The sequence below is a fragment of the Mobiluncus sp. genome, from assembly GCF_985070215.1.
Genome location: NZ_CFKZQR010000011.1, coordinates 1 through 14,215, shown reverse-complemented (window position 1 = coordinate 14,215; position 14,215 = coordinate 1). Strand labels below are relative to the sequence as shown.

Sequence of the window (14,215 nt, the reverse complement as noted above, 5' to 3'; positions counted from 1 at the left end):
CACTGCCGCTACCCGAAACGACAGTGGGACCAACCAGACTGGGGAATTGACCCTCACCACGGATTCAACGCTGGGGCAGACCCCGTTCGTCGTCGCCCCAAACCTTGCCGGTGTAGTGGGGACTCATGAGTGACTCCAAGCTGAGAACTTCGTCAAGCTCCGCGGGGGTCATCAAGCCTTTTTCAATGACCAGTTCCCTGACTGACTTGCCGGTCTTCGCGGCTTCTTTCCCAATCAAGTCACCATTATGGTGACCGATGATGTCGTTGAGATAGGTGACGATTCCGATGGAGTTATGCACATACGCTTCGCAGACTTCACGGTTGGCGGTGATACCGTCAATGCACTTGGTGCGCAAGGTGTCAATAGCGTTGGTTAGCAGCTCAATGGATTCAAACATGCACTGAGCCGCGGCTGGTTCCATGACGTTCAGCTGCAGCTGACCAGCGGCGACAGCGTGGGTCAGGGCGACATCGTTGCCCATGACCTTGAAACAAACCTGGTCGACGACCTCGGGAATAACCGGGTTGACTTTGGCGGGCATAATCGAGGAACCCGGCTGCATCTCGGGAAGGTTAATTTCATGCAAACCACAGCGCGGCCCTGAGGAAAGCAGTCGCAGGTCATCACAAATTTTCGACAGCTTGGACGCCAGCCGCTTCAGCACCGCGTGAACTGCCAGGTAAGCGCCGTTATCTGAGGTGGCTTCCAGCAGGTTCGTCGCCGGAACGATATCGTATCCAGTCACTTCCGAGAGCTTTTGGCACGCAACCTTTGGATAGCCCTCCGGCGTGTTTACACCGGTGCCGATAGCCGTCGCCCCCAAGTTCATTTCCAACAGCAGATTTCCCGCAACGGACAAACGCGTCAGTTCCTCACCTATGTTGACTGAAAAACCGTTGAATTCCTGACCCAATGTCATGGGGACGGCATCCTGCAGCTGGGTGCGGCCCATCTTAAGAATGCCTTTGAATTCTTCGCCTTTGCGGGCAAAAGCATCGGACAGCTCACGTACTGCCCGCTCCACTTCGTGAAGCTGGGTGTACACGGCCACGCGAAAACCGGTGGGATAAGCATCGTTGGTGGATTGGCTCTTGTTCACGTGGTCATTAGGGTTAATGATGTCGTAGCGGCCTTTTTCGTAGCCCAACAGTTCCAAAGCCAAGTTCGCCACGACTTCGTTGGTGTTCATGTTCACCGAGGTGCCCGCCCCGCCTTGGAACACATCCACGGGGAACTGATCCATGGCTCGGCCCTTCTCTAGAACTTCGTCGCAGCCGGCCACAATGGCGCGAGCGATGTCGTGGGGAAGCACGTGCAACTCTTCATTCGCTAACGCCACTGCCTTTTTGACCTGGACCATGGCTCGCACGAACTCCGGAACATCCTGGATTTTTTTACCCGATATATGGAAATTCTCGATTGCGCGCAGGGTTTGCACCCCGTAGTAAACATCCTCAGGAATTTCACGTTTCCCCAGCAGGTCCTCTTCGATACGCCCAGCCATCATCGCTCCTATCTGTTCCCTGGAAAAAGGATTTCTACACCGTTTTGCCAGAACAACGGCGTTCTAGCAGTCCCATTCTAGTCTGCGGGTTCAGCGTCGTGTTTCAGAACGACCGGTGTCTTGGGCGCGCGTAACGAATCTGCTTTTAAAGCGGGGTTCGATTTGAGAATCGGCCCAGTTTGCCTTATCATAGTGAGGTTGCTCGTTGCGAGCTACGGGTGCAAAACCCGTGAATGACTTTGAAGAATTACAGGAAATCAGAGGTAAGAACATGGCTGCGGTATGCGATGTATGTGGAAAAGGTCCCGGTTTCGGGATGAGTGTGTCTCACTCACACCGGCGTAACAAGCGTCGTTTCAACCCGAACATTCAGCGGGTTCGCGCCATCGTTAATGGCACCCCCCGTCATTTGAACGTCTGCACCAAGTGCATCAAGTCCAATCGCGTGGTGCGCAACACGGGTCGCTAACCCCGTTTCACTTCTTGAATGCCGCGTCAAGGTTCTCCTTGGCGCGGTTTTTGTTTTTTCACGTTGTCAGCACAAGCCCGCTTCCGGCCGCAGCTCTAAATGATAAATTTTTGTAAATAAATTAGTAGTTTTCGTACAGTTGTATTCACCTTTTGAACTCCGCTAGAATTGGATGAAATTCCAGTTCAATGCCTATTTTGCGCCCCATAACGGCGGTAAAACCCCGCCACGGCAATTTTTGCGCAAAAATCAAGATTTCAACTCCCCTCGACCCCGATTTTTCCGCGCTATTTAGCGGTTTACTCGCTCTAATCGGAACATTTAACGGGCATCTTTTTCTGAATTTTTCCTGAGCGTAGCCTGGTGGTAATCTCTCCGTAAGCTGGGTGCGCAGCGACAGGGTTGTCTCTGGCTCTGAACATTCAGCGGTGAATATAGCAACTACGTATGGAGAAAACATGAAAGTAAAACACATTTTCGCCTCTGTGGCGGGTGCAGCCTTATTGGGCGGCGCCTTCTTAGTTCCGGCACACGCCGACTCCTTCCAGGACTTCACCCCGGAAACCGTTCAGAATAACGACAAACTGCCCGTGGTCAACACCTACCGGGCAAACAACTACCTGAAGGCGAACGTTTTGAACGCTTACCCGGTGTGTAACGCCGGTGAGGACCTGCGTACCGTCATCTACAAAGTCTCGACCAACTTCGAGCCCAAAGGTACGATTTCCACCACCAACCGTACCAACGCCTCGGTACCGCTGACCCAAACTCTGTCCAAGACCGAGACCATCAGCTTCTCTTACCACAGCGACTTGAACGCGGGAGTCAGTGCCACCGCTTCGACCAACACTCCCGCAGGTGAAGGTCCCAACGCGTCTATCACCGCTTCGCTGGCCAAGACCATTGGCTACTCCATCTCGTACTCGCTGTCCTACACCGCTGGTCAACAGATTGGCCCTTACCAGGTTCCTGCCGGCAACACTGGTGAAGCCACTTATGGCTTCCGTACCATCACCATGACCGGCACTCAGCAGGCTTGTAAGCCTAACGGCACTTGGGGCCATGCTTTCGCCTGGACCTCCAAGGCCCCGGTTAAGAACGAAGTTGTCGTCAAGATGTACGCCACCCCAGATGGCGCTCTGGGCGGCAACGGCGACACGAATGCTTCTCAGGATGCTGGTTTCCCCCACCCCACCGAAAAGTTCGTGGCCTCCACCGAGCTGAAGCCGGTTGACCCGAACGCCGTGAATGATGGCAAGCTCGACTTGGCCCCCTTCCTCACGGTTTCGACCGCTAAGGCTGCCGGTTACGCCGGTACCGTAGCGCTACGGGTTAAGAACGTGGGTACCGAAAACTACTACGGTGAGTTCCCGACGGTGTCTTTCTTGGTCAAAGTTCACCAGGTTTCTGGCCCGCAGGGTGTAGATCGCCGCATCACCACCGGCCAGTTCAAGGGTTCTACGGTTGAGGATCTTGGCTTCGATCGCGCTACCTCCACGCGCACCTTCCGCGTCACGATGTCCAACCTGATTAAGCCCCAGCAGGAGATGCTGCTCGCTAACTTCAACTTCGGCGACGGCTACATCGGCAGCGCGAATGGCAAGGACAAGCGCTTGCAGAACTGGATTGAGGTTTCTCAACTGGGCCGCTTGGCGAAAGATGTTTCTATCAGCAATGACCGTTACCTGGATTCCCGCACCTTGGGTGTCACCTTGACTGACGGCCGCAAAGCCAAAGCGAACCTGGGCGTTTTCTAAGCCTGTTGCGTGCAAAAAATTTGCTCAGAAAATAAACTTTTGGGGAGGTTCACCGCAGTGAGCCTCCCCAAAAGTTTTAACAAAAATTCTGCCCATAATTTACACGCATTTAACATTCGTGCAATGTTCAGTTAACAGTCGAAAGGTAGAGTTCCTTTGGATTACCGGGTGAGGGCTGCCAGTTACGAACGGCGGCTTGAACTTCCGGCAGTCACACTCACAATCCTAAGGATGCTGCTTTGGAAATAACTGCCACTATCGTGCTCGCAATCGTCATCATTACGGCACTTTCTTTCGACTTCACTAATGGCTTCCACGACACCGCCAATGCCATGGCCACTTCTATCTCGACCGGTGCCCTCAAGCCCTTTCAAGCGGTGGCGATTTCTGCCGGTTTGAACATGGTCGGAGCGTTCCTCTCCGTGAACGTCGCCGCCACAGTCGCCAGCGGCATTGTCGATTTGAGTTCTTATGACCTCACCAACCAGGCCGAGGGTATCAACCTATTGATGGTGGTGTTTTCCGCCCTGATAGGAGCCATTATCTGGAACCTGTTTACGTGGCTGCTGGGGTTACCTTCCAGTTCCTCCCACGCCCTGTTCGGCGGCATGATTGGCGCGGCGTTCGCGGCGATGGGTGCCGGGGGCGTGGAATGGGGTTCTATCCTGGGCAAGATTGTGATTCCTGCCGTGGTCTCTCCCCTCATCGCGGCCGGCGTGTCCGCCACAGCTACTGCCCTGGTCTACTGGATTACGAACACGATTCCAAAAGAGCGAAAAGCCTCCCACTTCCGTCACGGCCAAGTCATCACCGCTTGCCTGGTGTCACTGGCTCACGGCGCGGGCGATGCCCAAAAGACGATGGGCGTGATTTTCCTGGCCCTCATCGCGACCGGTAACGCAACTGCGGAGGATCGGATCCCCGTCCTGGTCATCTTGGCTTGCGCGGTAGCAATTGCGGCAGGAACGCTCTCCGGTGGCTGGCGGGTTATCCGCACTTTGGGTAAAGGTCTGGTCGACCTGGAGCCTCCCCAGGGAATGGCTGCAGAAGCGACCTCCGCGGCTATCATTCTAACCTCGGCTGCTGGGGGGATGGCTTTGTCCACTACCCACGTGACCACCGGTGCTATCTTGGGCACCGGGTTGGGCAAGAAGGGCGCTACCGTGCGCTGGGGAGTCGCCATGCGGATGGCGTCCGCTTGGGTCATCACCCTACCCTGCGCCGGTGTGGTCGGCTATGCAACCTGGTGGATTGCCGCTCTGGCGGGTCGGGCGCACCCCATAGTCGGGGCGCTGCTTGACCTGGCCATCCTGCTGGTGATGGTGGTCCTCATCGTGCTGCGTTCGCACAAGAATTCTGTGGGGGCTCACAACGTGAACGAAGAGTGGGATCCGAACGCCGAGTCGATTGATTCTTCGCTACAAACCGCGCCGACCCGCGAGGTCGACGCGAACCTGCGTGAGGACATCGACGAAATCATGCAAAAGGGCTTGGATAAAGCCGCCGAAGCCGCACTGGTGACCTCACAGTCGCGAGTTGACCAGATAACCGAGCTGAGACGCCAGCGCGATGACCTGATTGAGCAGCTACGCAAACTCGATCGTGAACTCGAAGAAGTGCTCTTTTCTGACGAGCATCTGAAGGGCGAACGTAACGTTCCCATCACGGCCAGCGCCAGCGAAGGTAAAACAGTTTCCGCCGCCGCTTTGGAATCGCCGGATAAGTAACCTCGGAAAGGATGAAAAATGACTGTCGAAATGGCTTGGGCAATCGTTCGAGTGGCCGCTTTGGCCCTCATTTTTGGAGCCGGGATTCCCATGCTCTATGCCCTGGGGATGCGCGCTCATGCCGGGGATCCCATTCGTGATGAAACCGGTGAAGTTATCGCCGACACCGAGCCAACGCCGCAGATGCGAGCTCTGGGCTGGGCAGTCTACGGTTCTCTGGCGGTCATTATCGTGGCCGCTATTGTCTGGGTGGCAAAAGACTCCATAGAGTTCTACACTGGATGGGCACCCTTTGGGGCATTATAAATACTTTCTGAAAAATTCGACACTAGTTGCCTCGGTTTCCGGCCGAGGCAACTACCTTTTTAGACTCCAGCCTCCGAATTAGGGGTCTTTTCCGGGTATATCGCGAGCGGGGCGTTAGAAATCGGGGATTAAACAGGGATAGGTGGCTATATAGGCCAGCAACCCCGATTTAAACGCAAATTTCGATCGCTTAGTCTCACTACGGTTTCGACCTGACCGGGAAAATACACTGTTAGGATGAAAGTATGGCTACAACTCATTTGCAAGGTAATCCCGTAAATACTGTTGGTTCACTGCCCGCGGTGGGTTCTCCCGCCCCGGACTTCGTGACTGTCAAACAGGACCTGTCTGAAGCGAAACTGTCTGATTTCCGCGGCAAGACAGTGCTTCTCAACATTTTCCCCTCCATTGATACGGGGGTTTGTGCAGCCTCAGTACGGCGCTTCAATGCCGAAGCCGCCAAGCTCGACGGGGTGGAAGTCATCTGTGTTTCGCGCGACCTGCCTTTTGCCCTAGGGCGTTTTTGCGCCGCGGAAGGTATCGACCACGTCATCACGACTTCGGCGTTCCGTTCCAACTTCGGCCAGGACTACGGTGTCCAGCTAGCAGACTCCCCTATGGCCGGATTGTTCGCTCGTTCCATCGTGATTATTGATTCGAACGGCGTGGTGAAATACACCCAGCTGGTCGACGAAATCACCACGGATCCTGACTTTGAATCGGCTCTGCAAGCACTGAACTAGGCTCCCCCGTTTTCGTTGTGGTTCAGCGGCGACCGGCAAAACCACCGGCTACAGCCGCTGCGCGGCCGCGCTCAGCCACAGGCACAAGGTCGCCGCGGACGTCACATTGAGGGACTCGGCACGCCCAAACATGGGAATGGACACCAACACATCGCACCAGGATTCCTCGGTCGCGTCCAGCCCGTGCGCTTCATTGCCCATGACCCAAGCGACCTTCTTGTCACTCCAGGTCGCGGCCGTAACCGGGGTCAGCATGATGTCACCGGATAGGGACGTGCCCACAATAGTCCACCCTTCAGCACGCAGAGCCGCCACCACTGCCTCTAAATCCTGAAACCGCGGCGTGGGAACATGGAACACACTGCCCACCGAAGCGCGAATGACTTTCGGACTGGTCGCATCGGCACAGTCTTGCCCCATAAACACCGTTGAGGCCCCGCAGGCATCAGCCAGCCGAATCAACGTCCCCGCGTTGCCCGGGTCTTGAGTAGCGGGCAGAATCAAAGCCAGGGTCCCCTCCGGCGAGGCCGGCACGGACGGAAAAGCCTCAAAACGCGCTACCGCAATCCACCCTTGTGCGGCATCACTCAGCACCTTCTCAACTTGCGGGGAAATAATATGAATATGCAGCCCCACCGCAGATACTGTGGACTGAGCAAAATCCAACAGTTCCGGGCGAGTCTCGGCGCCCGCCTCGGTCACAAATAAATCTGTCACCGCCCCCTGAGGGGCACTATGCAGCAGCTCAGTGACCGCTTGGGGACCTTCCACCCGCGTTAAACCCGAGCGCAAACGCGCGGAACGCCGCGAAAGCCCCGCCACCTTCCGGATGCGTTCGCTTCCGGGGTTGTCGAGGATTTCGCGACGTTCCACCATAGAGTTTTCGATTGATAAACGCCGGGCTTTAGGCGGCCGCGGGAGCGTTTACATCTTTGGGCAGAGCAGCCTGTGCAGCTTTAACCAATTCGTTGAAAGCCGCAATGTCGCTAACTGCCAGTTCCGCTAGCATCCGCCGATCGACTTCAATGCCAGCCAAACGCAGACCCTGCATGAAGCGATTGTAGGTCATGCCCTGGGCGCGGCAAGCCGCATTGATGCGAGTGATCCACAGCCGACGGAAGTCGCCCTTGCGCGCCTTGCGGTCGCGGTAGTTATACACAAAACTGTGGGTGACCTGTTCCTTAGCCTTACGGTACAGGCGAGAACGCTGGCCGCGGTAGCCCTCGGCCCGTTCCAGAGTGGTGCGGCGTTTCTTGTGAGCGTTTACTGCGCGCTTGACACGTGCCATGATTTATCTCCTTTTTCCTTTACTTACCCAACAGCTTCTTCATGCGTTTCACGTCAGCGGGAGCCACGACCTGATCCTGGCTGAGGCGACGAGTCCGCCGAGACGACTTGTGTTCCAGCAGGTGGCGTTTGTTAGTCTGTTCGCGCATCAGCTTTCCGGAGCCTGTAACACGAATCCGCTTTTTAGTCCCAGAATGGGTTTTATTCTTTGGCATATTATTTCTCCTCTTTCTTAAGCGGGGCCTTCTTGGTGGCCGGTTTATCGGTTTTGCCCGCGGTTGTCTTGGGGGCAGCTTTCTTGGTGGTGCCAGTCGTTCTCCGGGCAGGAGCCTTGGCACTGGTGGCAGCAGGTTTATCGGCCGCCGCAGTGGTTTTCGCAGCCGTTTTCCGAGCCGGCGCTTTCCGAGTGGCCGGTTTTGCGTCATCCGGGCTTTGGTCTGTATCAGCCACAGGGTTCGCCGCTGGCTCCGAGGTTTCGGACGTGGTAGAACTGGCCGGTTTCTTTCGTGCTGGCGATTTGGCAGCCGGCTTCGCGGCGAGAGGCTCAGGAGCCTGGGAAGCCGCGGCGGCCAGGTTGCCCGAACCGAGCTGATCGAAAGTCAGCGGCTTCAAAACCGGGGCGTTCGCTTGTTGAGCCACGCGTTGCTGGTTGCGCAAAGCCCGTTCCGCCTTGGCGTCACGCTTCGCTTGACGTTCGTCTTCGCGGCGCTTGCGCTGTTGGCTCACGGCGTCAGTCTTTTTCTTAACCGGGCCGATTACCATAGTCATGGAACGACCGTCCTGCCGGGGGGCGGACTCAACAACACCATCATCTGCGATGTCTTCAGCCAAACGTTCCAAAAGTTTGATGCCCATTTCAGGGCGGCTCTGTTCCCGTCCCCGGAACTTAATCATGATTTTGACTTTGTCTCCGCCATCGAGGAAACGCAGAATGTGGCCTTTTTTCACCTCGTAGTCGTGGTCGTCAATCTTCAGTCCCAGGCGGATTTCTTTCAGCTGCGTACTGGCCTGATTCCGGCGTTGATCGCGAGCCTTTTGCGCGGCTTCGTACTTGTATTTACCGTAATCCATCAGTTTGCACACCGGAGGATGCGCTTCGGGGGCAACTTCCACCAGGTCCAGACCGGCGTCATCGGCCAAGGTGATAGCCTTCATAGTGGCCACCACTCCGATTTGTTCGCCGTTAGCACCAATCAGGCGCACTTCTGGCACCCGAATTTGGTCATTAATCCTTACGTCAGTAATGAGGACTCCTTGCTTGTAACCACGCCGCGAGCCAAAGCACACACAAAGTTACCCCACGTCTGTGTCATAAAAAGCACAGCCGAGCGCTTTAGACCGTAACCCAAGACGTGCGTCTCCGAAGGAAAACTGCACCGGGTGGAGGTGGGAAAAACTTTCCGCTTGCTTCGGCATACAGCCGAACAGACTAGATTCTAGCGTATCTGCGAGGTTTTCGCACAATTGGCTTTGCACACCTAGACAGGATTCACTCCATTGCAAGAGAACTCCCGATTCGAATTTTGTCAGATTCAAGCTAGGGGGACGCCGCCGCAGCAGCGTCCCCCATATAGCAAAAGACCGAAAGGCTGTGCTAAACCTGGAATCCACTCATGTGGCATTCGAGTTCATCTGCGAAGGCTCGCAGTTCCGAAGTAGCCTCTAAAAGGTGCTCCACCGATTCTGAAATTCCTTGTCCTCCCTGAGCTACCGAGGTAATCATGCTGTTGATTTCGTTCGCAATCGAAGCCGCGTCTGCAGTAGAACGGCTCATTTCATTCGTAGTAGCAGTTTGTTCTTCCACCGCAGAGGCAATAGTAGTTTGGAAATCAGAGATTTGAGAGACAATTTCAGATATTTCTTCGATAGCTTCCACTGCGCCGGTAGTATCGGTTTGAATTTGCTCAATACGGGTAGAAATTTCCTCCGTGGCCCTGCCGGTCTCGGCAGCGAGATCCTTCACTTCACCAGCCACAACCGCGAAGCCTTTCCCCGCATCGCCAGCGCGGGCCGCCTCAATCGTGGCGTTCAAAGCCAACAGGTTGGTCTGCTCTGCAATCTTAGTAATGGTTTTTACGACTTCCCCGATTTCCTGTGAAGACTCCCCCAGTTTCGCTACGACCTTGTTCGTATGCTCGGCAACCTGTGTGGCATTGCGAGCAACCGAAGCCGCCTCTGTAGCGTTAGAAGATATCTCGCGGATAGACGCACCCATCTGTTCCGAACCGGCTGCAATGGTGGACACGTTGGAAAAGACATGTTCTGAGCTGGTATCGACTTTCGCAATCAGACTATTGGCCTGGGATGCGCTGCTCGCGACCTCGTCCAGAGTGTTCGTAACGCGCTGTGAGGACTCTTTGACCTTGGCAGAAACATTGTAAGTTTCGACAATCAGTCCACGTAGGCTTTCGGTGGCCAGGTTCATATTACGAGCCATGTCGCCAGCCTCATCGTTGCTCTTAATGTCCATGTGTACGGTCAGGTTACCGCCAGCTAAAGCCTCCAGACCCTGGTTAACTTGGCGAATGGGATTAACGATGCGTCGAGTCATATTTACGCTCAACAGGATCGCGATGACGATGCTGACTAGAGCGACCCCGCCCACCCCGAGGAACATAGTAGTTTGAGCTCGAGCAGCGTCCGCTTTTGCCGTGGAGACGCGCTTATCGATTTCCACGCCAACCTGGGTGAGCTGTTCTTCCATAGTGTTAATGAGACCGAGGTTGTCCTGCGGCCCTTTCTCAAAAGTCTCTAGACCGTAAACCCAAAAATCCGTGGCGTAGTTCGGGCCGTCCTGGACAGCATAGGCCATAGGAACCAGATGATTAGCCCGCAGAGTCTTCCACTCTTGATAAGTTTCAACGAATTTCGGGAAGGTGGGAAGGTACTTTGATTCCGGGGATTCACTGATTGCCTGGATGGATTCTTCGATAATGGCATCGTGTTTATCGACTCGTTCCTTATCGCCATCCTTATCTTTAGTCGTCAGTTCCAGCGCTACCCAGTCGCTCATCATGCGTACATAAACTTCAGCATGCCAAATTTTTTGAATAGGTTCCTTAAGCGCCGAGGCTTCCATAGTCTCGGCGGTGGCGGCATTGACGGAGCGCAAACCAATCACCCCGACCACAGCAATCAGCGCCATAGCCAGCACCATTACCAGGGTAATCAAAGCCAGCTTCATGGCGATAGTAAAACGTTTCGCCGAGCGAGAGATATTCTTTGCCATTGTTCCTCCTTGATAAATGGACTTTTTGCCGTCATACGGCGAGAACCTAAACATTCTTTAGCCATATTTCCAAAAAGTGTACAGTAGTACGGTTTGTTTGGTATGGAGTTCAGCCATATATTTTTTGTTTATTCAACTCTCAAAATTTTGATTATTCTGAATACGTGTGCCATCAGCCACTACGCCCACGATATTAAGTAATGACAATTGGTTCTTAAGGACAATTATGGGACCGCCAGAGCCGGCTTTGTCAGACGTAACCCAAGCTAACCCCCTAGAATCCCCAAAAATACTGAAAATTCCGCCTAAAATTACGGGTGAGGTAGAGACTTATAGAAGCGAGGCTAACCAATGATTCCTAACCTAAAGGTCCTGGCTGCAAGCCTGGCGGGGGCACTCCCGCAAACTAGTGCGAGACAAGGCGACGGACCTGGCGGTGGGGAGGCAAACCTGATACTTCCCGACTTATCCCTCGCCAACATACACGGCATCCCCGGAACCAGCCTGCTGATTTTTGGCATGGTGGTGTGCATCGCCGGTCTAGTGTTTGGAACAGTGACGTTCTTTAAACTCCGCAGCCTGCCGGTGCATAAATCCATGTTGGACGTTGCCGAACTCATTTACTCCACCTGCAAAGCCTACTTGGTGAAACAAGGTAAGTTCCTGCTGTTGCTGTGGGCTTTCATCACGGTCATTATCCTCGTCTATTACAAGGTGCTGGTGGGTTTCAGCTGGGGCAAAGTCGGGATTGTGGTGCTATTCAGCTTGCTGGGGATGGGCGGTTCGTTTGCCGTAGCCTGGTTCGGTATTCGGGTCAACACTTTCGCTAACGCCCGGGCGGCTTTTGCCTCGCTGCGCGGCAAACCCTACCCCGTTCACCAGATTCCGCTGCAGGCCGGGATGTCCATCGGGACCGTGCTGATTTCCCTCGAACTGTTCATGATGCTGGTTATTCTGGTGTTCCTGCCCGCTGACGTGGCAGGTTCGTGCTTCATCGGTTTTGCTATCGGGGAGTCTCTAGGGGCGTCCGCCCTGCGTATCGCAGGTGGTATCTTTACCAAGATTGCCGATATCGGTGCGGACCTCATGAAAATCGTGTTCAAAATTGACGAGGACGACCCGCGTAACCCCGGAGTCATCGCCGACTGCACCGGGGACAATGCAGGAGACTCGGTAGGCCCTTCCGCTGACGGCTTTGAAACCTATGGCGTCACCGGCGTGGCTCTGGTGACTTACGTCATTCTGGCAGTTCCAGACCCCTCCATTCAGGCGCTGCTGCTGGTGTGGATCTTTACGGTACGCGCGGCGATGATTATCGGTGCGGCACTGGCCTACGCCATCAACGCTGTGTGGGTCAAGGGGCGTTACGGGGACGCGAAACGCATGAACTTTGAAACCCCGCTGACGACGTTGGTCTGGTTGACTTCGATTCTGTGCATCGTATTGATTTTCCTGGTGACTTTCTTTGTGGTGGGTGAACAAGGCAACCACCTGTGGCTGAAACTGGCGACCATCGTGACCTGCGGGACCCTCGCGGGAGCCCTGATTCCCGAACTGGTGAAGGTATTTACCTCCACAAAAGCGCGTTTCGTGCGGGAAACCGTGAAATCCTCTCGTGAGGGTGGTGCTTCGCTGAACATTTTGTCCGGGATGGTTTCCGGCAATATGTCCGGATACTGGCTGGGAATCACCATTGTGGGTCTGATGGGAATCGCTTTCCTGATTTCCCTGCTGATACCGGAATCCCTGATGGCAGCTCCGGCAGTATTTGCGTTTGGCCTGGTAGCTTTTGGTTTCTTGGGGATGGGTCCGGTGACCATCGCCGTTGATTCCTACGGTCCGGTCACCGACAATGCCCAATCAGTCTACGAACTGTCGCGTATCGAATCGGTAGAAAACATCGAAGCCGAGTTGATGGCTGACTTCACCATTAAACCCGCTTGGGACACCGCGAAACTCATGCTGGAGGACAACGACGGGGCCGGTAACACGTTTAAAGCCACGGCAAAGCCGGTTCTCATTGGTACCGCCGTGGTAGGCGCCACCACCATGATTTTCTCTATCATCATGACGCTCACAGATCGTCTGCAAGATGCACAAGCCGTGGGCAATCTTTCACTGCTTCACGCCCCGTTCCTGCTGGGGTTGATTACCGGGGGCGCCGTCATTTACTGGTTCTCTGGGGCCTCTATCCAGGCGGTAACGACCGGGGCAAACCGAGCTGTGGCGTTTATCAAAGAGAATATTCACCTCGATGCCAGCAACGAACGTGCCTCCGAAAAGGACAGCCGAGCGGTCGTCGAGATTTGCACGCAGTACGCCCAGCAGGGCATGTTGCTTATCTTTCTGGCGGTGTTCTTTGCCACACTGTCTTTCGCGTTTGTCGAGCCGTTCTTTTTCATCGGCTACTTGATTTCTATCGCTATTTTTGGCCTCTACCAGGCTATATTCATGGCTAACGCTGGCGGGGCTTGGGACAATGCAAAGAAAGTCGTGGAAGTCGATTTGCACATGAAAGGCACCGAACTGCACGATGCAACCATCGTCGGGGATACGGTCGGCGATCCGTTCAAGGACACGTCCTCGGTGGCTCTGAACCCGATTATCAAATTCACCACCTTGTTTGGCCTGTTGGCTGTGGAGTTAGCGGTGAGTTTAACGAACCAGGGTCAGGCGCGCTTGGTGCATATCCTGGCCGGGGTCTTTTTCGTGGCTTCAGCCTACTTCGTGTGGTGCAGTTTCTATCAGATGCGTATCCGCGGCGCCTCTCGTGACTCCATGCACGATCACGAACCTCCGGTCGACACGGCTTTGAACGGAATCCCCAGCGTGAAAGACCGGGTCACCCGGCCGGCAATGAAGATTATGCCGCGTCCCGGTGGTATCGAAGCCCCCATTGACGCGGCCGCGCTAGACGAGATTCTCGACTCCTCACCAACGGATGACAGCCCGGACACCGACCTCTTGGATCAAGTTCCCGACCTTGAACTAACGGAAGAATCATCGCCAAGCAATCCCCCGCAGCCACCTGACCAGGCTGCAGAAAGGAAAGGGGAATAACCATGAAACTGGCAATTAAATGGGAAAATGCCCAAGTTGACGAAGCCGGGCGAGTGTCCGGACACTCTGCCGGAGACACCCTGGTGCGACGGATCTTACGGAACTTCCCCGACTCCATCCTCATCGGCGG

Annotated in this window: 12 protein-coding genes; 6 read left to right on the top strand and 6 right to left on the bottom strand. The window is 55.0% G+C overall.

Annotated features, from left to right (window positions below):
• Nucleotides 1-64: 64 nt before the first annotated feature.
• Nucleotides 65-1,510: an aspartate ammonia-lyase gene (gene aspA / locus AC5LBQ_RS03710; RefSeq protein ID WP_297346449.1), complete on the bottom strand. Its 1,446-nt coding sequence runs from the start codon at nucleotides 1,508-1,510 to the stop codon at nucleotides 65-67.
• Between the two features lie 268 nt (nucleotides 1,511-1,778).
• Between aspA and rpmB the strand changes: the two genes are divergently transcribed.
• From rpmB to tpx, 5 genes are all read left to right on the top strand, one after another.
• Nucleotides 1,779-1,976 (top strand): 50S ribosomal protein L28, encoded by a 198-nt coding sequence (gene rpmB, locus AC5LBQ_RS03705; RefSeq protein WP_295028692.1) that lies wholly within the window; start codon nucleotides 1,779-1,781, stop codon nucleotides 1,974-1,976.
• Nucleotides 1,977-2,434: 458 nt separating this feature from the next.
• Nucleotides 2,435-3,733, top strand: coding sequence for a hypothetical protein (locus AC5LBQ_RS03700; RefSeq protein WP_295027081.1), 1,299 nt, complete (start codon nucleotides 2,435-2,437; stop codon nucleotides 3,731-3,733).
• Nucleotides 3,734-3,972: 239 nt separating this feature from the next.
• Complete coding sequence (locus tag AC5LBQ_RS03695) at nucleotides 3,973-5,460, top strand: inorganic phosphate transporter (protein ID WP_493264667.1); 1,488 nt, start codon at nucleotides 3,973-3,975, stop codon at nucleotides 5,458-5,460.
• 18 nt (nucleotides 5,461-5,478) lie between these two features.
• A complete protein-coding gene (locus tag AC5LBQ_RS03690; RefSeq protein WP_491680974.1) occupies nucleotides 5,479-5,766 on the top strand; it encodes a hypothetical protein in 288 nt (95 codons plus the stop codon).
• 245 nt (nucleotides 5,767-6,011) lie between these two features.
• Entirely contained in the window at nucleotides 6,012-6,509 is a 498-nt protein-coding gene (gene tpx, locus AC5LBQ_RS03685) for a thiol peroxidase (protein ID WP_298633564.1), read from the top strand.
• 48 nt (nucleotides 6,510-6,557) lie between these two features.
• On the opposite strand, the gene AC5LBQ_RS03680 is transcribed toward tpx, so the two are convergent.
• The 5 genes from AC5LBQ_RS03680 to AC5LBQ_RS03660 form a co-directional block, all read right to left on the bottom strand.
• Entirely contained in the window at nucleotides 6,558-7,385 is an 828-nt protein-coding gene (locus AC5LBQ_RS03680) for a TrmH family RNA methyltransferase (protein ID WP_491680975.1), read from the bottom strand.
• A 28-nt stretch (nucleotides 7,386-7,413) separates the two neighbouring features.
• A complete protein-coding gene (gene rplT / locus AC5LBQ_RS03675; protein WP_282921720.1) occupies nucleotides 7,414-7,797 on the bottom strand; it encodes a 50S ribosomal protein L20 in 384 nt (127 codons plus the stop codon).
• Between the two features lie 19 nt (nucleotides 7,798-7,816).
• Nucleotides 7,817-8,011, bottom strand: a complete 195-nt coding sequence (rpmI, locus tag AC5LBQ_RS03670) for a 50S ribosomal protein L35 (protein WP_004006656.1) — start codon at nucleotides 8,009-8,011, stop codon at nucleotides 7,817-7,819.
• A gap of 1 nt (nucleotide 8,012) precedes the next feature.
• Nucleotides 8,013-9,083 (bottom strand): translation initiation factor IF-3, encoded by a 1,071-nt coding sequence (infC, locus tag AC5LBQ_RS03665; protein ID WP_307741716.1) that lies wholly within the window; start codon nucleotides 9,081-9,083, stop codon nucleotides 8,013-8,015.
• 307 nt (nucleotides 9,084-9,390) lie between these two features.
• A complete protein-coding gene (locus AC5LBQ_RS03660) occupies nucleotides 9,391-11,025 on the bottom strand; it encodes a methyl-accepting chemotaxis protein (RefSeq protein ID WP_297346443.1) in 1,635 nt (544 codons plus the stop codon).
• 351 nt (nucleotides 11,026-11,376) lie between these two features.
• On the opposite strand from AC5LBQ_RS03660, the gene AC5LBQ_RS03655 reads away from it, so the two are divergent.
• Nucleotides 11,377-14,085, top strand: a complete 2,709-nt coding sequence (locus AC5LBQ_RS03655) for a sodium-translocating pyrophosphatase (protein WP_493264666.1) — start codon at nucleotides 11,377-11,379, stop codon at nucleotides 14,083-14,085.
• Nucleotides 14,086-14,215 lie beyond the last annotated feature (130 nt).